The organism is Flagellimonas meridianipacifica (genome assembly GCF_003001695.1).
In the GTDB taxonomy this organism is placed as follows: domain Bacteria; phylum Bacteroidota; class Bacteroidia; order Flavobacteriales; family Flavobacteriaceae; genus Flagellimonas; species Flagellimonas meridianipacifica.
Genome location: NZ_PVYX01000001.1, coordinates 312,894 through 334,278, shown reverse-complemented (window position 1 = coordinate 334,278; position 21,385 = coordinate 312,894). Strand labels below are relative to the sequence as shown.

Here is a 21,385-nt window from a genome sequence, read left to right as displayed (position 1 = left end):
GAGATGAAGAAACTATTGCAAACCATGCGTTGGTACGGACCAAACGACCCGGTTAGTCTTTCAGATATTCGGCAGGCGGGGGCTACTGGCGTGGTTACTGCTTTGCATCATATTCCCAACGGAAAAGTTTGGCCAAGGGAAGAAATTCGAAAACGCAAAGAAGAAATCGAAGCGGCTGGGTTAGTATGGGCCGTGGTCGAAAGCATTCCTGTTCATGAGGAAATCAAAACGCGAAGTGGCAACTATAAACAACACATCGATAATTACAAAACCTCCCTGGAACATCTAGCGGAAGAAGGCATTCAAACGGTCTGTTACAATTTTATGCCCGTTCTGGATTGGACCCGTACCGACCTTGCCTATGAACTCCCAAACGGGGCGAGAGCATTACGCTTTGAAACAGCTGCCTTTGTAGCCTTTGATGTGTTTATTCTAAAACGCCCAAATGCTGAAAGGAACTATACAAAAGAGCAGATCGCCATGGGAAAAGCGAGATTTGAACATATGGGAGCTTCCGAAAAAGCAGAGCTTACCCAAACCATTATTGCAGGATTACCCGGAGCGGAAGAGGGCTACACTTTGGAACAGTTTCAGGAGCAACTTGATAGGTATAAGGACATTGACCACGAAAAGTTGGAACTACACCTAAAGCTTTTCTTGGATGAAATCATTCCAATTTGTGAAGCAGTAGGTGTCAATATAGCTATCCATCCCGATGACCCTCCATTCGACATTTTTGGGTTGCCCAGAGTGGTCAGTACAATGGCCGATGTAGAGCGCATTTTTACGCAAACGGACAGCACCAATAACGGTTTGACCTTTTGCACTGGTTCTTTTGGTGTTAGGGCCGATAATGACCTACCTACTATGGTGTGCCAATTTAAAGATCGTATTCATTTTATCCACTTGCGTTCAACGGAGCGGGACGATGAAGGGAATTTTCATGAAGCTGACCATTTAAAGGGTGACGTGCCCATGGTAGAAGTCATGCAAGAACTTAGTGTTATGCAGCAAGGAAAAGAATATCCGGTCCCTATGCGGCCAGATCATGGCCATCAGATGATGGATGACTTGAACAAGAAAGCTAATCCCGGATATACGGGTATTGGACGCTTAAAAGGATTAGCGGAATTGCGAGGGTTGGAACATGCCATTTTAACGATGAAAGATTCTAATTAATCTATCGCCAATTCTTAAGAAAATTCGTCACTTCGAGTGATTTTCTGTGTTTTTCCAGAAAATCTTATCGAGAAGTGCATTTCGAAATTAAAAACCTTGTTCTCGATACTTTTTCCTTTGGAAAACACTCGAACTGACGGTTTTACTTTCAAAGGTATCATGATGTCAAGGAATCTGAATTAGTCCTTTATGGAATAATCATAGATTTCCTCCATTTCATCGTAATAGGCCTTTAAAACATGAAAGGCTTTCTTTTTATGACCTCCGTTGGAAATTAACCCTTTTCGATTCCACCCATCTTGAATTAAAGGCAAGTTTCTTCTGGGTGAACGAAAATCAGCCAAAATCCAAGGGGTCATGCCTCGCAAGGTTGGAATTTTGCGAAGCATTTTGATTTGTTCTTCATATAAGTACTCTTGATATTCTTCAGTCCATCGTGTTAACTTATCACCATGATGGTTGTACAATGCTCCACCCCCAAACTCACTGACAAAAAATGGTTTGTCATCAGGTAGTTCCCAAGTCACTTCTGAACATCGCTCGGGTAACCCAGAATACCATCCGATGTACTCATTACATGCAATCATATCTACATCTTCGGCAAAAGGGTCGGGAATCTTAACGGTATCAGCAGTACTTTTTTCATCTCTTTCGAGGGCAGCGCTAATAAATCGAGTGTCGTCAATAGCAAGAGTAATCTTTTTTAAATCCCTTAAAAACCTTAATCGCGAAGGAACTTCTGGGGTCTCATTGGCCACTGACCATACAATTACACTTGCTCGGTTTTTGTCACGATGTACAAGCGTTTCCAATTGTGATTTGGCTTGGGCAAAAGCCTCCGGATTTTCATAATCAATGCCCCAATATACCGGTATTTCTTCCCAAAGTAAGATTCCCAATTTGTCAGCCAGCCGAGGCATATGTTCATTGTGGGGATAGTGTGCGAGGCGTACAAAATTACAATTGAGTTCTTGAGCCCATCCGAAGAGCATTTGGGCTTCTTCCAAAGAATTTGCTCTGCCAACCTTTATGGGGTTTTCTTCATGAAGACTGATGCCACGGAGAAAAACGGACTTTCCGTTCAATAGGATATTTGGACCATCCGTTGAAATGGTTCTGAAACCAATATTATCCAGTAAAGTGTCTTCACCGCAAGTGATTTCAACCTTATACAATTTGGGGCGTTTTGGATACCACTTTTTAATGCGCTTTGCTGAAATTTGGAATTCAGCTCTTCCCATTTCATCCAACTGAAAGGTTTCATTAATCTTTGCTTCTGGGATTTCAATCGTCACATTCTGCTTTGCTCCTTTCAATATTTGGACATAACCTTTAATCAAATCGGAGTTGTTGGGGTCCAATTGAATTTGGTAATCTTGAATATGGGTTTGTGGAACTTCTATAAGCTTCACATCTCGGGTAATACCCCCATAATTCCACCAGTCTGTTGTATAGTTGGGGACACGATGCTTTTCCCTTTTGTTGTCCACACGGACCACCAAAGAATTATCCTTGGATTTTAGTTTATCGGAGACCTCAAAATTGAAAGGGTCAAATCCTCCTGAATGCTGACCGACCTTTTCCCCGTTGAGGTATACATTAGTCTGATAGTTGACGGCTCCAAAATATAGAAACACTTCTGTGTCATCCTTGATGGTATAATCGAAAGTGGTGCGATACCAAATGGCACCCTCGTAATATTCCAGTTTTTCGAATTGACTGTTCCAATCCCCAGGCACCAAAATCTCTGAAGAGGTATTAAAATTGTACTCCACACGGTCCCAGCGATTTTCTATGACCTTATCGGTATAATAGGGTTTTGCCGAGGCCTTGGTAGATTCAGCCCGATCAAAGGGAAGCCAATTTCTGTGGTTGCGATACCCCGTGTCGTACGGGTCAATAACATATTTCCAGTTGCCATTGAGCAGGGTGGAAGGCCTGTTGTATGCATTTTGAAGTAAGGGTTCTTGAGACCATATCGACTGGATTCCAAAAAGGCAGAATAGGAAAAAACAAAGAAGTATTCTTTTCATAGTTCAATTGTTTGTAGGTAATATGTTCGTGTTGATTTTGGTGTTCTCAAAAAGTATTTGTGAAGCTTCCGAAACCACTTCCGATTGCGGAGATTGGTCAATAAAGCAGTTTTCAAAATATACCTTTCGAATAGGTTCTTCAGGTCTACCTTTGACGACAATGGACTTATCTGTGGCTTCTTCGATTCGAATATCCTGAAAATAGAAATCCTGATACTTTGTAAAATATTCGTTTCCCCGCCAACCCTTATAATCAGTAGTGAACTCAAAACCGTATTTTACGGTTCCAACGTCAATGTTTCGTATGAAAACGTTTTTGATAAAACCGCCTCGGTCCGGATTGCTTTTAAACTGAAAGGCATGTTTTCCGCTTCCAATTAGTTCACAGTTCTCCACAAAAACATTTCGCACCCCAGCGGACATTTCGGATCCTATACAAAATCCGCTACCTACTTCGGTATTAAAGGTGCTGTTTCGAACGATAACACTTTCGGTGGGAGGGTAGGGCCATCCATCTTGGTCACGACCTGCTTTTATCGCCACGCAGTCATCATGGGTATGAATTATGCAGTTTTCGATGAGTACATTTTTACAGCTTTCGGGGTCGATACCATCATCATTGGTGGTACCCGCTCCAATATTTAGTGAACGTATCGTAACATTTTCGGAAAGTACGGGATGAATCGTCCAAAAAGGTGAACCTTTTACACTGAAATCCTCCAAAAGGATGTTTTTGCAGTTGATAAATTCAATGGTCGAAGGACGGAGATAATGCCCTTCTCCAAAAACTCGTTCTTCTAAAGGGATTTTGTCATTCCCCATTTGGCGGAGAAGCTTTTTATCTTCATCCTGCTTTTGTTTCCACTCATGCCACTTTTTTTCAGCTTGACCATTGATCAACCCTTTTCCGGTAATTGCGATATTCTCGGCATCAAGTGCATAAATCAGTGGAGAATAATTCATAAGAAAAGTCCCCTCCCAACGGGATTTTACAACAGGTAAGTAATCAGAAGGATGGGGTGAAAACCAAAGTTCCACCCCGTTTTCCAAATACAATCGGATGTTTGATGCTAGAAAGATACTGCCCTTAACATGGTATCTTCCTGGGCTGACTTTTATCGTACCGCCACCATCTTCCGAAAGCTGCGAAATAGCCTTGTTGATGTTGTTTCTAAAATCCGCAGTGTCCTTAATAACCACTGTGGTATCCCGAAAGGTGGGAGTTTGAATAGTTTCCAAAATCCTGGGATATGTCGTAGACCAAGCTTCAGTTATGGTATGTTGGGCCTTTTCTTTGGTGAAATCATCCTTAGGTTGCATATTACATGCCAAACTGAACAACATCAGAACGATTCCAATTATTGTTTTTACTCTCGAACTGTACTGTGATATACTTTTTGATGACTTCATATCCTACTGAAATTCATGTTGGTGTACATCACTTAAAAACCGTAATCCAAATGCTGTGGCAATGTCGCGATAGATGAGCTTCATTTTTCCATTGTCTTTCGCTTTTTGGCGAATTTCATAATACCCTCCTGCTAAGTTTTCGTCGGGGTGTTCAACTGAAAATTGATTATTTAAAGTGAAGTCCAGTGCTTTTTTAATATTCGCCTTGAAATCCGTATGCCCCAACTCTAATAATCGTAGCCAGAGAATACCGGCAAATGAAGTTCCTGAACCACATGGAGAGCGATTATCCACTGACCCATCGGTATAGCTTAAGTAGAAAATCACCCCATTTTTTTGTTGAATAGAAGCCAATCCGTGACCCGTTTTAAGAGCGGCATCCAAGTATTTTTGATTCTGGGTCAATGTATATGCTTCAATCAAAGCCTCAGCATTCCAAGTATTGAATCGAGCATGGATTTTTCCAGTGTTGGGGTCATTCGGCTCAAAATCCATCCAGAAGCCATTTTCACTTTGACTGGCGATAAGTCCATCGCAAACCTCTAAAAAGGCATTTTTATAACGTTCCTCCCCTGTAAATTCAAACATGTCTTTCCACAAATAGCCCTCGGCATTGGGTCGTGCAACCTGCTTGATTGTAATTTCATGACCTTGATGTTGGGCATGCGGACTTTTGTCTTTCCAGATTTCTCCGGTTTCTGGATTCACAATATTATAGCTTAGCCGATGCTCTTGAAGATAGAGGTTGTCCAAAATCCATTTTCCAGCCGAGCTGGCGACTTCAGCATAATTGTCGTCTCCCGTTACTGCGCTTAGGTCGAAGAGCCCGGGCGTTCCATCCGTAATGGTGGTCGTATTGATTAAGTTTCCCACACTTGCACCATGAATCGCATTTAGATAACCTGCCAGTGGATGTCCCTCAGGAAATTGGAGACTTGTCCACCAATCTCCGCCTTTTTTCGCATGGTTTAAAGCATCGTGGTTTTGGGTTACCTGGTAGGCTTCCAAAAGCCCTTGTATCAATTGCCCTGTGTGCCAAGCAGGTTCATACTCCGACCATTCGCCGGATATCATTTCATAGTCGCCCTTAGCTTTTCCTTTGGAATCCAAACACACTTTACCAGCATGTTGTATCGCTCGGTTTAATGAAACCTTTATTTTTTGTTGATATGATTCATCTAAATCCAGGGATTCTTTTTGGGCGCACCCCATTAAACACCAAAAAAGGGGAATGGCAAGGAGTATTTTATGGGTCATGGAGTGATTTTAATATTTAAAGTATCCATGGAAACGTTGTGCTTCCAAAACAAAGCGATGGAATCATTTGGCACCTTGCTAAAGTTTACATTGTTCATCTGTACATTCTTTGCGTCTGCGAGGATAAACTTTCCCTTTTCACGAACAAAATCGGATGTCGAGGCCCATTGTTTAATTTTCCTGTTTCCTTTTGGTTTTTTCCATGAAGAATTATCTAAATGGTCCATGAAAGTCACGCTTACATTTTCCAATTGGATTTTGTCCAGCTGTTGTTCGGGATGGCCAGAGAGATAAAAAATTCCATTTGTGGTAATCGAACAATCCTCAAACCTTATATTCTCAATTTGACCCACGGGAGAGTCTTCTTGTCGCTGATGAATATCCATAAAAATACCGTATTCTTGAGGATGGCGTGCTCCTGTTTCCGCATCAATATTCTTAAAAAGTATATCCCGATAAACCCCACCATCCATCATAAACAAAGCCATGGCATATCGGGTTTTACGGATAGTAATATCCTCAAATACGATGTTTTGGGTGAAATGACCACTTCCTGTTCCCAGTTTTAGAGCAGAATCATCACTTTCGAGATAACAATCCTTCACCAAAACATTTTCTACGGTTCTTGGTCTGGGATTCCCTTTTGGGTCATGCCATAGGTGTTCTTTGGAAGTCACTTTTAGGCAAATAGCATCATCACCGGTGCGGATGTCCGAGTTGGTAATGGTAATGTTTCTGGTGTTTCGAATGTCGATTCCATCCGTATTACGACTTCGGGGGTCATTTTTTATGGAAATATTGTCCACAGTAACTCCGTCACAAAAATTGAAATTCAGGGTATGCGACGGGCTATTTTCAAAACGTATTCCAGTTACCGAAACTCCTCTAGCATCACTGATGACAATCCAGGGTTGTGGTCTTTCCGTAAACTTCCAATCATTATCAAAGAAAGCGGTGCCATTTCCATTTATGGTTCCCTTCCCTTTAATTATCAAACTATCGGCATAAGGAGCAGAAATGAAATGTTTTTCGGGGTAGTCTTCCATATTTGGACTGGCCAAAAGTGTCGCTCCTTCATCAATTTGCAAAGTGATATTGGGACCCAATGTCAATGCCCCGGTTAAAAAAGTTCCTTTAGGAACGATTACTTTTCCTTGTGATTGTAATGCCTCTTCAATTGCGGATTGAATGGCTTGTGTATTCATGGTCTTGCCATCAGGAACTGCTCCAAAATCTAGAATATTTAATTCATTCTGATTTTGATTGCTACATGATATCAACAGAAAAATGAATAAGGAAATGGACAATACAGCACCTCTCATTTGGTATATTTTTTATCGTAGGCCCTAACTTGGTCCTCATCCACTTCAACCCCCAATCCAGGTCTATCACTAATATACAAGCGACCATTTTTAAACTCAGGAAAACCTGTCAAACAATCGAAAGCCCCGGGCGCTTTTTCACGCAACGCGAACTCCTGAGGAAGCGTGGCCATTTTAGTGGCACAAACCCAATGAAGCATACAAACAGTGCTCAAGGAAGGTCTGGAATTGTGGGCTACCAGTTTCACTCTTTTTTCAGCAATGTAATCCCCGATACGTTTACCGCCGGTGAAGCCTCCACATTTAAGTAGGTCAGGGTTTACCGCCCATGAGCCTCCATAGGTCAATAGATGTTTAATCTGGTCGACCGTGTAGGCGTGTTCCCCAAAAACAATGGGAATATTGACATTCTCTACAATGGCTTTTATAGCGGAATAGTCATAGGGAGCAGTGGGTTCTTCCCACCATGTCAAATTGAATTCTTCCAGTTCTTTGCCCAGGGCAATCGCTCTTTGTTGGGTATGTCCCATGTTTGCATCCATGGCCAATTGAACACCGGGACCAACAGCTTTGCGAAGAGCCCTGGCAAAGTCAACTGTATTGTCATTGGGGGGGTCTTGATTTTCCAGTCCCCAACGCATTCGGAATTTTAGGGTTTTATATCCTTCTTCAACCAATGCTATTGCCTTGGCTGCAGCTTGGTCGGGGGTAGGATAGACATCTCGCGTAAAACTGGCGTAAATCTCTACGGAATCCCTGAGTTTACCTCCCAAAAGCTCATAAACGGGTTTTTGAGTGACTTTACCCATGGCGTCGTAAACGGCGCAGTCAATTCCCGATAATGAATAGGTAAGTAGACCTCCTGGACCTAAATCATATTCGGACTTTATGCAATGGTCCCACGTCTTTTCCACGTCGAAGATGTTGGTACCTTCAAAGTAGTTCTTTAGGGTTTTTTCTATTAAGGTACGGGAACTACGTTTGTCATTGGGCATGGCTTCAGCCCATCCTTTTATACCATTGTTGAGTTCGACCGAGATAAAAAGAGCTTTACGGAGCATAAAAGTGTCTATGTCCCTGATTACGAAGTCATCATCCTTGGCCATATCCTCGAACATGGCTATCGAACATTCATTGGATTTCAGACTCCAGATAGGAAAAGGCAACCCTGTTGCCAGGGTTGCCGATGAAATCGTTTTAATGAATTCTGACCTATTCACTTACAATTTCTTTAAACTAAAACTAACCAACTCAAACTTATTTTTATTCTCTTGGTGTACCATCAAAATTGATGGTCCATCCCAAGGTCCAATCATCATCTGGTGAAACGGCTCCAACGAAGTTCACAGCTTCGAAGAAATCGCCTAGTGTTGAAGCATCCGATGAATTGGTGGTAGAAACCCCAATAAAGGTGTCCGTTAAGGTTATTTCGTCTACCGAATTCTGATTTACTGGATCTAAGTATTCATCATCAATACTGCTATGCAATCCGTCCTCATCTCCCGCCTGACCATTACCAAATACGGCGGAATTTCTAATGATCATATCACCATCATCGCTTCTGTTTCTGAAGGAATCGTCAAAACCGGTAACAATAAAGTTATGGAATTCTCCTTGGCCTCCATCCCGTATTTGGACCCCATCCGTGTCACCCGCACCATCACCAACGAGAAGTGGACCAATGACCGTAACGTTGGACATTATAGCATCCGAGTTTCTAGGGGATTCATCGGTATCCCTTCCGAGAATACCTTCACTATCATCTACATCGGTAACAATAACCCAAAACTGACCATTACCTTCCCAACCATCACTATAGCGTACACCGCGATCATCTGGTTTGGTTACAAAGATGTGCTTTAAGTTTACAAAACCGCCCCGCATTCGGATTCCGGTATCATCCGCATTGTGAATTTGAACAAAGTCAATTGTGGTTGCGCCTCCTACTTGTCGTAGTTGGAGTGCCTCATCCCCGTTTCCGCCATTCTCAATACGCACATATCTTAAAATTCCCGAGTTACCGTCTGGAGTGTCATCTCCTCGGAGTACCACTCCAATCCAATCCCCATTATCCGGGTCTTCAGGTTGATTGGGTGCCGCATTTATGGATGTGAATATAATGGGTTCTTCCCGAGTTCCTTCGGCTAATAGGGTACCTCCGATTTGAACGTTGAGCTCGGTGTTTTCATCCAAAGCGTATACGGTGGTGCCTTCTTCAATGGTCAAGGTTGTAATGTCGTCCACCTCAACTTCGCCATTGAGCAACCAAAGGTTATCCCTGTCAAAGGTCTCATCAAAGTTAATCCTTCCAGTTACTTGTCTAAAAGTGGTTCCGTTGATTTCTACATCTTCGAAAGCAAAGGCGGGCTCCACTTCAGAAACGGTTGCCGTAAAGGTTGCACTTTCCGATTCACCGAGGGAATCGGTAACAGTAAATGTAAAAGTTTGGGTTGTGCCCAAAAGATCATCTGTTATTAAGAACTCGAATGTGAAGTCATCTTCTCCCTCTGTTCTTTCTGGATAGGTTATGCGCTCAATTATAGAATTGCCCCTTTGCACCACAAACTCCCTAAACAGGGCGGATGCTTCATATTCGGCTGTTACCCTTATGGTTTGGCCAATACGGAATGATCCACTATCTATGGAAAGTTCTATTTCAGGGGAATCGAAGGTTGGTGGTTCAAATGAATCATCATCGTCATTGCAAGAAAACACCAGAAACAAGGTAATGATTACGATACCTGTGCGCATGAGTTTACTTTTTATTCTCATTGTGTTAGAATTTAAAATTTAGACCAAATCGGGCAGACCAATCATAAATCTCATAATTGGTAACCTGGCTGCGTACAGACTGGAACTCTAAGTTAGGTTCGTTGGTAAGATTGACGAATTCAACGAAGACCGTTAAGTTGTCTGAAATCTTTTGTGATGCGTTTACATCCAACTGATAGCGTTCTTCCAAGAAAAAATCCTGTTCTGGGTCATCCGAAAAACTTAAAAGCGAACGTCCATTATAATTCAAAGAAGCTCTTGCACTGAATCCACCCAAATCATATGAAAGCGCAGCATTCCAAGTGTTATCTGCTTGACCAACAAAAGAAACATCGTCTCTAACGAGAGTTTCTTCTGTATCCTCATCAAAAAACTCAAAACTACTGTTGGAATCAACCCATGTGTAGTTTAAAAAGACGCCAAGACCTGAGAGAAATCCTGGTAAAAAGTCAAGTTTTTTGGTAAAGTTCAACTCTACACCCAACAACTCAGCTTCATCCCCATTAATCGGTTCGGTTTGAAGGAATACATCATTGTTGAAATCGACATTGGAAATCTGATCAAAAATGAAGTTTTCAATCCTCTTGTAGAAAACTCCACCTGAAATAACCCCTGCTCCTTTTAAATAGGATTCAAAAAGCAAATCAAGATTGTCTGCACTTGCAGGCAACAACTCTGGATTTCCAGTAGTCAACAACTGGTCTGCAAAGTTGATATTTTGTGATGGAACCAAGTCTTGAAGTTCCGGTCTGGCATACGATTGGGTATAAGCAAACCTAAGGTTTGTGCGGTCATTAAGTTCATACCTAAGATGTACCATAGGTAAAAAGAAGTCATAAGAATTACTTCCGGAAACTGGTTCTGATGAAATTGGAACAGCCGGTGCTCCATCCTGAGCTGGTGGTTCTATCTCCAGCCTTAGTGCATCATAATTCACATCGGTTTTCTCATAACGTACACCGGCCAAAACCCTGAATTTATTAAACTGTAGTTTTCCTTGGAAATAGGCAGCATAAACATCTTCACCCGCATCAAAAAAGAAGCTCTCACTGTTAATACGAGAAGCGTTTTCATCAATTTGGTAGGCCGCTTGATTATCTACAAAGTGCTGCATGGCTCTTTGTGGGTCAGGGAAACGCCCCATTTGATAACGACCATCAAAAATGGAACTTTCGTTGTTGTCAAAGACTTGGGTGAGATTGTACGGACCATTGAATTCATTGTACTCTATGGTGTTTCTTCTTCGAATATTATCCAAGTCTCGATATTTTCCTCCTGTTTTGAATTCTCCCGCGTTTTTTCCAAGATTAAAAGGAACCGTAAGGTTTATTTTGGCTACTGTGTTGTCGCCTCGATTCAGTATGGGTTTATCTTGTTGAAACGAGTTGAAATCATAGGCTGCATAGTCCTCAAAGTCGAAATCTGGAGAAGAGAACAAGGTGAAATCCCCATCTCTGGTCAGTTGTAGGGTTAAATCGCGTTCCCGAAAAACAAAACGATCACTTCGTAAAACCCTCTCTGAACGAGTGTAGTTGATTCCATAATCAAGCTGTCCAAAAGTCCCAAGCGGATGCTTTCCATCAAAGGTTATTGTGATGTTTTCCCTGTCAATAACACGATCATTGATGTCACGCCTCACACGTACATCATTATCCGGACCGGCAATGTCGGGATTCAGGGGGTCATTGTAGTTGTTCCTTGGACGAAAACGGATTCTCCTTCTCAAAGATTCATCTTCAAGTTTATTATATATCGCTTTGAAGATTACCTGAGAGTTGTCGTTAAAACGATAGTCAAATGTGGCATTAACGCCTATTCGAGTCCTTTCATTCAGTAAAGGGCGTAACCGATAATCATCAATGACATTGGCCCTGAATGAATTGGGGTCATCTTCGCTACCGATTCGGCGATTGCGATAGGTAGCTTCAAACCGCTCTTCACCGTTTACCGTGTTATAGTAGCTACCTCCAAAGAGTATTCCGAATTTGTTATCTGCAAATCTTCGGTCGTATTTTAATCGTACGATTTGACTACCTCTTTGAAATAGGTCGTTATAGCCACCACCTATAGAACCTTTAATTCTTCCTTTGGCCGAGGCCGCTGTTGGCGTTATTAGATTAATGGCACCTCCCACTGCGTCACCGTCCATTTCTGGTGTAATCGCTTTGCTAACTTCCATTGAGGCCAATTGATCTGCGCTAATAAGCGCAAGTCCTTCTGTACGACCACCTCCTTCATCCGTAGTTGGAATTTGCTCACCATTAATGGATACCGTGGTAAAGTTTTGAGGGGTTCCCCTGATTTTCACGATACTACCTTCACCGTTATCTCTTTCAATAGTGACACCAGAAACGCGTTGCATGGCTTCCCCTACGTTAATATCTGGAAAGCGTCCTATCAAATCTGCCGAAACAATGGTTTTAATATTATCCGCATTTTTTTGCTGGTTGAAAGCTCGTTGCTGTCCTTCCAAACTTCCGGTTACAATTACTTCACCTAGCGTATTAACCGATGGTTGCAATACAATATCTCCTAAAGAAAGGGAAGAAGAATTGACCTCAATTGTCGTACGATACGGTTCAAAACCGATATAGGAAACCTCAATTTCATGAGACCCATAAGGAACTCGAGGTAAATTGAACAGTCCTTCCAAGGAGCTGCTAGTTCCGATAACCAATTGACGGATTACTACAGAAGCTCCGGGCAGTGGTTCTCCAGCCTCGCCTAAAACACGTCCGCTTACGGCACCAAAAGATTGGAATGCCTCATGGCGGGAAGAAATCTTTACAGGTTCATTGCCCCAAGAAAGGACAAAACCAAAACATAAAAACCAGATTGGGACAATTGTTTTTCTGATTGTTAGCATCTTCATTATTTGATAATCAATTTCAGTTTGTTTGTTTGTGCAATCGATTGCATAAATAATAAAGAAATATTAAATTCACAAATAATAGACGCAAAAAATGAGCAAATACAAATAAATCAAAGCTTTTTCTTCCATTTAAAAAAATTTGGTCAATATTTTTTAATAGTCTAATTAATCTATAAATTGCGCAATCGATTACATGTTTTAGAATCTTAGAGCTAAGTATTTTTGTAAAAAGTTCGTTTGTACGAAATGGAAAACACAAAAAAAACAACCATACACGATATCGCTGAAAAGTTGAATGTGACAGCTTCTACGGTATCCCGAGCTCTAAATGGGAATCCTAGGATAAGTGATACTACCCGCAAAGCTGTTCTGAAAACGGCTCGGGAACTCAATTATGAACCGAACCAAATAGCATCTGCGTTGAGGAGTGGGCGCACGCAACTTATTGGAATGTTGGTTCCTACTATAAACCGTGCTTTTTTCTCTTCTATTATTAGAGGTGTTGAAGAGGTCGCGAATTCTTTGGATTATAGAGTTATAGTTAGTCAATCGAATGAGGTATTTGATAATGAGGAGAATGCGGTCAAGGCCTTTTTGAACGCAAGGGTGGATGGAATTATAGCTTCTATTGGTAAAAATACCCAACAGTTTGATCATTATGAGCAAGTATTGGAACGTGGACTTCCCTTAGTATTGTTTGATAGAACCACGCCCAACTTGCAAACTAGTCAAGTTGTAATTGATGATTATCAAGGTGCTTACCTAGCTACTTCCCATTTGATTGAACAAGGGTGTACTAGAATTGCACATTTCACTACGGAACGAAAAATAGATATTTATAAGGAGCGCTATCGTGGATATGTGAACGCATTGGAAGACCATGGCATTGAACGGGACGAAACTTTGATTTTTAGCGGTAATCTTCAGCTAGAGGATGGGCGTTCACATGCACAAGATTTATTGAACAGTGGTGCGGATTTTGATGCCATATTCTCTGCCAGTGACTATGCGGCGATGGGAGCCATGCAGGTTTTAAAAGAGAAAGGACTCAAAATACCTGAGGATGTTGCTTTGGTAGGTTTTTTGAACGAACCCTTTACTTCTTTCACAGACCCTCCTTTGACTTCAGTGAATCAGTTTCCCATAGAAATGGGGCATACAGCCGCCAATCTTTTCTTCAACGCACTCAATTCAGAGAAAAAGGAAATTGTTCCCAAAAAGACCGTCTTACAACCTGAATTGATTGTGAGGGCCTCATCATTGAAAAAGAAATCATAAATCCTACAATTTAATAACGCTACATGGCAATATCCATAAAGAAAACTAAGGACAATCGATTGCACAAATCAAATTCTAAATTCATGGATGAAGATTTTTTACTTCAGAATGATTTTGCCAAAATGCTTTACCACGATTTTGCCAAGGCCTTACCCATCATTGATTATCACAATCATCTGCCTGCGATGGAAATTGCAGAAAACCATCAGTATGATAACTGTACACAAGTATGGTTAAAAGGCGACCATTATAAGTGGCGTGCGATGCGCACATTGGGGATTGAAGAGAAATACATTACTGGAGATGCCACTGATGATGAAAAGTTTATGATGTGGGCAAAAACGGTTCCCTACACCCTTAGAAACCCACTTTATCATTGGACGCATATGGAACTCCAAAGATATTTTGGTATTTCTGAGCTTCTTGATTCAAACAGTGCAAAGCGGATATATGACTTGACCGGAGAGCTTCTTCAAGAAAAGGAGTTTAGAACAAAGGGCCTTTTGGAAAAAATGAATGTGGATGTCGTAGCTACCACCGACGACCCAATAGATGATTTAAGAGATCATGCAAAATTTCAAAGGGAGGAACCTAACCTAAAACTTCTCCCATCCTTCAGACCTGATAAGGCCTATTCGGTAGAAGAATCCAAAGGATATATTGATTATCTAAACCGTTTGGGTGAATGTGTTGATTACGAAATCAAGACCTATTCGGATTTGATTCAAGCGCTTTATCAACGCATATTGTTTTTTAACGAATTAGGTTGCAAGAGCGCGGACCATGGATTGGAGCAGTTGCACAACTTTGATTTAGGAGAATTTGATGCTTCCTTGATCTTTCAACAAGTTTTGAGTGGCAAAAATTTGTCCAATACGGAGATAGCCTACTTCAAATTTGAGACTTTGGTCCATCTTGGCAGAAAATATGACGAGGTTGGATGGGTGCAGCAGTTTCATTTGGGTGCTCTGCGCAATACCAATCAAAGAATGCTGTCCAAGCTTGGCCCCGATACGGGATTTGACAGTATTGGCGATTTTCAGCAGGCAAGACCCCTTGCCAATTTTTTAAATCTTTTGGATAGTACCGATCAGTTGACGAAGACAATCATCTACAATTTAAACCCATCGGATAACGAAGTTTTTGCCAGTATGATAGGAAATTTTAATGACGGTAGCGTTAAAGGAAAAATGCAGTTCGGTTCGGCTTGGTGGTTCTTGGACCAAAAAGATGGTATGGAAAAACAATTGAACAGTCTTTCCAATTTAGGTCTGTTAAGTTGCTTTATTGGTATGCTAACTGATTCAAGAAGCTTCTTGTCATTCCCAAGACACGAATATTTCCGTAGAATCTTGTGCAACCTTTTGGGGACCGATGTCCAAAATGGCGAATTACCAGCTGATGAGAAGTGGTTGGGGAAAATCGTATCGGATATTTGCTATCATAATGCCAAAGACTACTTCGGATTTTGATTCATAGGCAACATGAAAAAACTAAATAAAAAAACGTCGCCCATGGTGCCAGAACGGCCCATTCGTGTCATTCAATTTGGCGAAGGTAATTTTTTGAGAGGATTTGTGGATTGGATGGTGGACATCCTTAACGAGAAAACCAATTTTAATGGGAACATTCAGATTGTTCAACCTTTGCAAAAAGGAATGGGAGCATGGATTAATGAACAAGAGGGCCTTTACCATGTTTTACTTGAAGGCCTGGAAAAAGGCAGAAAAACCCAAACCACTAGGTTAATTACTTCCATTGAAGGTGTCCTAAATCCCTTTGAGAATTATCAGGCTTTTTTAGAACTCGCAGAAAACCCGGATTTAGAGTTTATTGTGTCCAACACTACCGAAGCGGGAATCGTTTTCGATGAAAAGGACGATAATCCAAAAACGCTACCTAAAACGTTTCCCGGAAAACTTACAGCCTTATTGCATCATTATTTTATCAGCTTTGATAAACATCCCCCAAAGGAATTAAAAATCCTTCCTTGCGAATTGATTGAAAAAAATGGGGACAAGCTCAAAGAATGCGTTCTAAAGTACATTGAGCTTTGGAATTTATCAAAGGATTTTGTTCAGTGGGTTGAACGTAGGGTTATTTTCTATAACACTTTGGTTGACAGAATTGTTCCCGGTTTTCCAAAGGATAATATTCATGTCATTCAGGAGAAGTTGGGCTATGAAGATAATCTTGTTGTAAAGGCCGAGCCTTTTCATTTATGGGTCATAGAAGGCCCTAAGAAACTTGAAGACCTTCTTCGATTTGGAGAAGCAGGTTTGAACGTAATATTTACCGATGATTTGACCCCGTTTAGAACCCGAAAGGTTCGGATTTTGAATGGTACGCACACAGCCATGGTGCCTATTGCTTATCTGAACGGGTTCAAAGAGGTTCGCGATGCTGTGGAGGACGAAAAGATGGCGAAATTTCTTAACCAAATCATTTTTAAGGAAATCATACCCACCCTGGATATGCCTAAAGAGGAGCTTGAAGCCTATGCATACGAAGTGTTGGAACGATTTAAGAATCCATTTATAAAACATAAGTTATTGGATATTTCTTTGAATTCTATATCCAAGTTCAGAGTAAGGGTTTTGCCCAGTATTTTGAGCTATTTGGAACGTTACAAGCAGGTGCCTGAAGGTTTAGTCAATGCCCTGGCTCACCTCATATTGTTCTATAAAGGGGAATACCATTCTGAAAAAATTCCGATTAAGGATAATGAAAGCTATATCACTTTCTTTCAAGAGGTTTGGGATTTGGATAATATAGAATTAATGGTCAATACCATTTTATCCAACAAGTCACTCTGGGACCAAGAGTTAAATCGGGAGGTTCTATTGTCTGATTTTTTAAAAGAAGAGATATCGGCCTTACAATAAGCTCGAATCCCTTAAAACAAAAAGTCCGCCTGAAACAGGGTTTGTTAGTAGGTTTATTGAGCCGTAGCGTCTAAAATTATTAAATATCAGTAAGGGGTATATCGAATGAACTCGTCTGAAATGGAACCATAAAATAGCAGGCTGTTGCATCCAGCTAAAATAAAAAAGGCTTCACATTTTCGTGAAGCCTTTCTTTTTTAGTAGCGGGGACTGGACTCGAACCAGCGACCTTCGGGTTATGAGAATTTACGTTAAAATCTTATTTTAAATTAATATTACTGAAAATCAATTAATTAAAGATTAATATATATTTTTTGAAATCAAAAAAGTGCATTTAATATCATAATATGTTGTACCTATGTTGTACCCATAATTTTGTACCTTGTATAAAAGTATATTGATATGTCAAGCGTACAGGTCGTTCTTAGAAAGAAACCTAACAAACAAAATAAGTATCCCATAGCAATAAGAATTACAAAGAACCGTAAGGCAAGTTATCTTTTTATTGGACAATATATTGATGAGAAATATTGGGATGAGAAGAATAAAAGGGTGAAAAAATCTCACCCGAATTCCATAATGCTAAATAGTCTTATTTTAAACAAACTGTCAGAGGCCAATAATAGTATGATAGCTATAGAGATCCAGAATGGACACTCAACAGCATCAAATATTAAGCAAGATATTATTGGTACAGATAAATTGGATTTTTTTGAAGTTGCGAAGCTTCATCTTGAAAACCTAAAAAATGCTGATAAGCTAAGACAATATCAAACCCAAAAAGGAAGAGTATCCAAATTCATGAGTTTTGTTGGGAAGGAAAAACTCTATTTCGAGGAAATCACTGTTTTTCTTTTAAAAAACTTTGAAAGCTTTATTCTCCACCAGGAACTTAGAAGACCTAGAACTGCTGCAAATTATATGATTCTGATAAGGAAGATTTTCAATCTCGCTATCTCAGAATCCATTGTTGAAAGGAAACACTATCCTTTTGGAAAAAGTAAAATCCAAATTCGGATACCTGAATCCGAGAAAATAGGTCTTTCGAAAGAGGAAGTGAAGATTTTGGAAAATGCGAAAGGATTGACGGATGCTCAACAGGCAGCATTGAATGTTTGGCTTATCAGTTTTTATTTTGCGGGAATAAGAGTGAGTGATGTATTGCTTTTGAAATGGTCAGATTTTAAAGATGGAAGGTTGTTGTACCGTATGAACAAGAACCAAAAACTAGTGTCTTTAAAAATTCCTTTAAAAGCACAGGTGATTTTAGATTCGTATAAACATGATTCCAAATCGGATTTGGTTTTTCCTTACCTATATGGAACAGACTTATCCGATAAGCGGGAGTTGTTGGTTAGAACAAGAACAGTTACTAGAACTTTAAATAGAAGATTGCAGCTTGTCGCGTTAACTGTAGGTATTGATAAAAGGTTGAGCATGCATATTGCGAGACACACTTTTGGAAACATTTCGGGCGATAAAATACCCATTCAGATGTTACAGAAACTTTATCGACATTCTTCAATAACCACAACAGTTGCTTACCAAGCAAGTTTCATGAAAAAAGATGCTGATGAGGCCCTCGATAAGGTAGTCAACTTTTAAACAATTGTTCCCAAATCTTACCCCTAAACTTTGCGCATGGATCCTGTTCCGATTTTATAGCGTTTCGAGGGATAAGCGTGAAGTAAAATCGGAAAAGGGCGCAACCTACTGTTGATTTTGAAGTTCCACTCTTTCTTTCATTGCGAGAGCTTTTTCCTTTTTGTTTGATTGAACCACTTGAAGACTCAAATATCCAATTGTCATGCTCAGTATAATTAGCACGGATAGAAAGAGCACCAACAACCATTTGGGAATGAGCTTGGTCCGTTTCAGTTTCTTATCGATATGGTTTAATGTTTTCATATTCTGTGACTGAACCCTTTCCTGGTGCCTAAGGTGTTCTTTTAGGAGATATTCCAACTTGGAAGTATCCACTTTTACCTCATTTAGACCTTTGGATAGGCCTTCCAATTTTTTGATTGAATTCTGGAACCCGTTGATTTCGTCAGTCAGCAGTTCCATAATGTCATCCAGTTTTTTCATTGTCCTTTATTTTTAAATTCCGATGCCCTGGTCAATGGCTCTTTTAATGGCTTTCTTCGCGAACCTTTTTGCCAAGGCCATTGCGATATTAGTGCCCAATTCGATTGTTTTTCCCGCCAACTTTGCTGTTGGTACTTTTGACTTATTAATTACCTTGTTGGTGGTGTCTGAGATTTGGGCGACTATTCTTCCTGCCGACATGGAACGATGTACTTCGCTTCCCTTAAGGTTTTGTCCCTTGTACTGAAACCGAAATCCCTGAAGTTTCTGTTGCCTGTTGATACTGGGGATTACTTTGATACCATTTTCTTCCATTGACTTGATATAGGCATCAAGACTTTTCGGTCTTTCCGATCGCATCACTTCTTCATGTACCCGCTTTATTTCGTTCCTTATCTGTTTGACTTTGTCAAGTCTTTGGTGTTGGACATCCCTTGCAGTGGTCAATCCCATTTCCTTTGCCACCTCATGGGCCATTTGCTGGCTCCTCTTTCCGATGAAGCTGTCCTTGTATGCTTTTCCGTCAAACCCTATACGGTTGACGTATAAATGGATATGGGTATGTTCCTTGTCCCGATGTACAAATGCTATGGCCTGCCTTTCCTTTAGCCCCATGGCCTTGATGAACTTTTTGGTAAGATTACTTAGTTTCTGTTTTGATAGACGCTTACCATCCTCGATACTGGGGCTCAGCACGAAGCTCAGTGTGTTCTTCTGGGTTCGTGGGTTCTGTGATTGAACGATTTTAAATTCTTCCGTAATCTCCTTAGGGTTCTCCCCGGCCAAATGTTGACTATGAATGATTTCTGCATCCTTCTCCTGGTTCCATCCATAGGAGATGGATGCCCTGGTATGTGATATGGATTTTCCCTTCCCTATCATCTATTGAAGTTGTAAAGGTGGTTCCTTATCTGAATAGCTAATTCCTTAACTTCCTTGGCAAGCCTTGGATCTCTTTTTTTGAACATATTGCTTATCCGTTTGAAATTGTTCTTGTATTTCACCAGCATGGAATAATGTTCCAATTGTTCTGGGGTCAGGCGTTCGATGATGCTATGACCAAGGGCGGAACCACGGCAATATTCGGAAAGAGAAAGTCCAGCCCTTTTGGCCTTAAGCTTGAGCATTTTCTTCTCATAGATGCTACATCTAAATTGAATATGTTCCCTTTTCATTTCCCATTTTTCTTTTGCGACCAGCGGGAGAAAAAGCAAGATTGTCATGACAATGACACATCTTGAATTGCCACCCAACTTCAAAGTAGCAGCAAAGTCAAAAAGGGATAAAAAGTACCCTGTTTTTAACTAAGGAAAAGGAATCCTTTTAAAAGAATCCCAAAGGAAAGAGGGAAACAGTACAGTTTTAAGAAAAGAAAATAATCAGTCCAATGAAAAATCACGACTTCAAAAGGGCATAAGTAAATGCGCCCTACTTGATTTTTGGTTTACGCTTATCTTCCCGAACACTACAAAAATCAAACAGGATCCGGCGCAGGTAAATCCTGGTAAGATTTGGGCCTCATTTAAGTCGGTTATTTTCAATCTGTAAAGTCTCCCATAAAAGGTCAATTACCGATATTATTAAAAAAGACCAAGAATGGGACTTATACCTTTGGGGCATATTGAATTCATAATGTTGTCCTTTAAAACGGCCCTTATTTGGAACTCGTAAATAATTTATAAATTACTGTTCAATCCTGAACAATGAACCAACTAAGAACCGAAATAATTAGACTATCCGATGGAACCGATGAAGACGTTTCAAAAATCTATGAAAACCTGACGCTTCTTTCATTGCCAAAAGGCCGGTTCCTTTTAAAGCAGAAACATTTCTGTAACCAGTATTTCTTAATCGAAAAGGGAACGGTTCGTCTCTATTATTTAAAGGGTGATAAAGATTACACCGTTTGGATGGCAACCGAGGGCCAGGTATTCACCGAAATGGACAGTTATCTGAACCAAACACCTGCACTTGTATCGATAGAAACTGTTGAGGATAGTTTGGTCTATTCCATTGAAAAAAGCAAGAGCGATAAATTGGCCGCTACCCTGCCAGCCTACAATACTTTATTGCGCAGGACCGTTGAGGAGGGTTTTGCCAGTATGTCAAGAAACCTTATCTCCTTTCAGAGCGATGATGCAGTAGAACGTTACCGCAGGGTAGAAAACGAAAAAAATTGGGTGGCCAAATATCCTCTGAAGTACATCTCCAGTTTTATAGGAATTACCCAGAGCACTCTGAGCAGGGTCCGTGGAAGGAGGAGCTGATTTTTTGATCTAGGGCAAAAAA

16 protein-coding genes are annotated in these 21,385 nt (G+C 40.6%); 6 read left to right on the top strand and 10 right to left on the bottom strand.

Annotated elements, in window-relative coordinates:
- Nucleotides 1-3 precede the first annotated feature (3 nt).
- The gene (gene uxuA, locus CLV81_RS01425; RefSeq protein ID WP_170068317.1) at nucleotides 4-1,179 is read left to right on the top strand and encodes a mannonate dehydratase; all 1,176 of its coding nucleotides are present in this window, start codon (nucleotides 4-6) and stop codon (nucleotides 1,177-1,179) included.
- A 179-nt stretch (nucleotides 1,180-1,358) separates the two neighbouring features.
- Here the strand turns inward: uxuA and CLV81_RS01420 are convergent, their stop codons facing one another.
- The 7 genes from CLV81_RS01420 to CLV81_RS01390 are packed head-to-tail and all read right to left on the bottom strand — an operon-like array spanning nucleotide 1,359 to nucleotide 12,839.
- Complete coding sequence (locus tag CLV81_RS01420; RefSeq protein WP_106143285.1) at nucleotides 1,359-3,212, bottom strand: glycoside hydrolase family 2 protein; 1,854 nt, start codon at nucleotides 3,210-3,212, stop codon at nucleotides 1,359-1,361.
- A 3-nt stretch (nucleotides 3,213-3,215) separates the two neighbouring features.
- Nucleotides 3,216-4,622 carry a glycoside hydrolase family 28 protein gene (locus CLV81_RS01415; RefSeq protein WP_106143284.1) on the bottom strand — a complete coding sequence of 469 codons (1,407 nt, stop codon included), beginning with the start codon at nucleotides 4,620-4,622 and terminating at the stop codon, nucleotides 3,216-3,218.
- 3 nt (nucleotides 4,623-4,625) lie between these two features.
- Nucleotides 4,626-5,879 (bottom strand): glycoside hydrolase family 127 protein, encoded by a 1,254-nt coding sequence (locus tag CLV81_RS01410; protein WP_106143283.1) that lies wholly within the window; start codon nucleotides 5,877-5,879, stop codon nucleotides 4,626-4,628.
- The gene (locus CLV81_RS01405) at nucleotides 5,876-7,201 is read right to left on the bottom strand and encodes a glycoside hydrolase family 28 protein (RefSeq protein ID WP_106143282.1); all 1,326 of its coding nucleotides are present in this window, start codon (nucleotides 7,199-7,201) and stop codon (nucleotides 5,876-5,878) included. Before CLV81_RS01405 ends, CLV81_RS01410 begins: the two co-directional genes overlap by 4 nt.
- A complete protein-coding gene (locus CLV81_RS01400; protein WP_106143281.1) occupies nucleotides 7,198-8,421 on the bottom strand; it encodes a mandelate racemase/muconate lactonizing enzyme family protein in 1,224 nt (407 codons plus the stop codon). Before CLV81_RS01400 ends, CLV81_RS01405 begins: the two co-directional genes overlap by 4 nt.
- A 43-nt stretch (nucleotides 8,422-8,464) precedes the next feature.
- Nucleotides 8,465-9,973 (bottom strand): hypothetical protein, encoded by a 1,509-nt coding sequence (locus CLV81_RS01395; RefSeq protein ID WP_106143280.1) that lies wholly within the window; start codon nucleotides 9,971-9,973, stop codon nucleotides 8,465-8,467.
- Nucleotides 9,974-9,977: 4 nt separating this feature from the next.
- On the bottom strand, nucleotides 9,978-12,839 hold the full coding sequence (locus tag CLV81_RS01390) for a TonB-dependent receptor (RefSeq protein ID WP_158259054.1): 2,862 nt from the start codon (nucleotides 12,837-12,839) through the stop codon (nucleotides 9,978-9,980).
- A gap of 252 nt (nucleotides 12,840-13,091) precedes the next feature.
- Here CLV81_RS01390 and CLV81_RS01385 point away from each other — a divergent pair, with 252 nt between their 5' ends.
- The 4 genes from CLV81_RS01385 to CLV81_RS01370 all read left to right on the top strand — a co-directional run bounded on the left by CLV81_RS01385 (nucleotide 13,092) and on the right by CLV81_RS01370 (nucleotide 18,613).
- On the top strand, nucleotides 13,092-14,123 hold the full coding sequence (locus CLV81_RS01385; protein ID WP_106143278.1) for a LacI family DNA-binding transcriptional regulator: 1,032 nt from the start codon (nucleotides 13,092-13,094) through the stop codon (nucleotides 14,121-14,123).
- Nucleotides 14,124-14,146: 23 nt separating this feature from the next.
- Nucleotides 14,147-15,595: a glucuronate isomerase gene (gene uxaC / locus CLV81_RS01380; protein ID WP_106143277.1), complete on the top strand. Its 1,449-nt coding sequence runs from the start codon at nucleotides 14,147-14,149 to the stop codon at nucleotides 15,593-15,595.
- Between the two features lie 12 nt (nucleotides 15,596-15,607).
- Nucleotides 15,608-17,008, top strand: a complete 1,401-nt coding sequence (locus tag CLV81_RS01375; RefSeq protein WP_106143276.1) for a tagaturonate reductase — start codon at nucleotides 15,608-15,610, stop codon at nucleotides 17,006-17,008.
- 402 nt (nucleotides 17,009-17,410) lie between these two features.
- Nucleotides 17,411-18,613, top strand: coding sequence for a site-specific integrase (locus tag CLV81_RS01370; protein ID WP_106143275.1), 1,203 nt, complete (start codon nucleotides 17,411-17,413; stop codon nucleotides 18,611-18,613).
- Between the two features lie 105 nt (nucleotides 18,614-18,718).
- Here the strand turns inward: CLV81_RS01370 and CLV81_RS01365 are convergent, their stop codons facing one another.
- From CLV81_RS01365 to mbpA, 3 genes are read right to left on the bottom strand one after another with little or no spacing between them, the layout of a single operon-like run.
- The gene (locus CLV81_RS01365) at nucleotides 18,719-19,096 is read right to left on the bottom strand and encodes a DUF6730 family protein (RefSeq protein ID WP_106143274.1); all 378 of its coding nucleotides are present in this window, start codon (nucleotides 19,094-19,096) and stop codon (nucleotides 18,719-18,721) included.
- A gap of 12 nt (nucleotides 19,097-19,108) precedes the next feature.
- Nucleotides 19,109-19,978, bottom strand: a complete 870-nt coding sequence (locus CLV81_RS01360; protein ID WP_106143273.1) for a relaxase/mobilization nuclease domain-containing protein — start codon at nucleotides 19,976-19,978, stop codon at nucleotides 19,109-19,111.
- Complete coding sequence (gene mbpA, locus CLV81_RS01355) at nucleotides 19,975-20,271, bottom strand: mobilization protein MbpA (RefSeq protein WP_106144859.1); 297 nt, start codon at nucleotides 20,269-20,271, stop codon at nucleotides 19,975-19,977. The genes CLV81_RS01360 and mbpA overlap by 4 nt, the downstream gene beginning before the upstream one ends.
- Nucleotides 20,272-20,799: 528 nt before the next feature.
- On the opposite strand from mbpA, the gene CLV81_RS01350 reads away from it, so the two are divergent.
- Nucleotides 20,800-21,363: a Crp/Fnr family transcriptional regulator gene (locus tag CLV81_RS01350; RefSeq protein WP_106143272.1), complete on the top strand. Its 564-nt coding sequence runs from the start codon at nucleotides 20,800-20,802 to the stop codon at nucleotides 21,361-21,363.
- Nucleotides 21,364-21,385: the final 22 nt, after the last annotated feature.

Excerpts from the sequence above, each read along its gene's own strand:
- CLV81_RS01395 (WP_106143280.1), bottom strand. The coding sequence starts at position 9,973 with ATGAGAATAAAAAGTAAACTCATGCGCACAGGTATCGTAATCATTACC.
- CLV81_RS01410 (WP_106143283.1), bottom strand. The coding sequence starts at position 5,879 with ATGACCCATAAAATACTCCTTGCCATTCCCCTTTTTTGGTGTTTAATG.
- CLV81_RS01360 (WP_106143273.1), bottom strand. The coding sequence starts at position 19,978 with ATGATAGGGAAGGGAAAATCCATATCACATACCAGGGCATCCATCTCC.
- CLV81_RS01365 (WP_106143274.1), bottom strand. The coding sequence starts at position 19,096 with ATGAAAAAACTGGATGACATTATGGAACTGCTGACTGACGAAATCAAC.
- CLV81_RS01370 (WP_106143275.1), top strand. The coding sequence starts at position 17,411 with ATGTCAAGCGTACAGGTCGTTCTTAGAAAGAAACCTAACAAACAAAAT.
- CLV81_RS01375 (WP_106143276.1), top strand. The coding sequence starts at position 15,608 with ATGAAAAAACTAAATAAAAAAACGTCGCCCATGGTGCCAGAACGGCCC.
- CLV81_RS01415 (WP_106143284.1), bottom strand. The coding sequence starts at position 4,622 with ATGAAGTCATCAAAAAGTATATCACAGTACAGTTCGAGAGTAAAAACA.
- CLV81_RS01420 (WP_106143285.1), bottom strand. The coding sequence starts at position 3,212 with ATGAAAAGAATACTTCTTTGTTTTTTCCTATTCTGCCTTTTTGGAATC.
- CLV81_RS01350 (WP_106143272.1), top strand. The coding sequence starts at position 20,800 with ATGAACCAACTAAGAACCGAAATAATTAGACTATCCGATGGAACCGAT.
- CLV81_RS01390 (WP_158259054.1), bottom strand. The coding sequence starts at position 12,839 with ATGCTAACAATCAGAAAAACAATTGTCCCAATCTGGTTTTTATGTTTT.
- uxaC (WP_106143277.1), top strand. The coding sequence starts at position 14,147 with ATGGCAATATCCATAAAGAAAACTAAGGACAATCGATTGCACAAATCA.
- uxuA (WP_170068317.1), top strand. The coding sequence starts at position 4 with ATGAAGAAACTATTGCAAACCATGCGTTGGTACGGACCAAACGACCCG.
- CLV81_RS01405 (WP_106143282.1), bottom strand. The coding sequence starts at position 7,201 with ATGAGAGGTGCTGTATTGTCCATTTCCTTATTCATTTTTCTGTTGATA.
- CLV81_RS01385 (WP_106143278.1), top strand. The coding sequence starts at position 13,092 with ATGGAAAACACAAAAAAAACAACCATACACGATATCGCTGAAAAGTTG.
- mbpA (WP_106144859.1), bottom strand. The coding sequence starts at position 20,271 with ATGAAAAGGGAACATATTCAATTTAGATGTAGCATCTATGAGAAGAAA.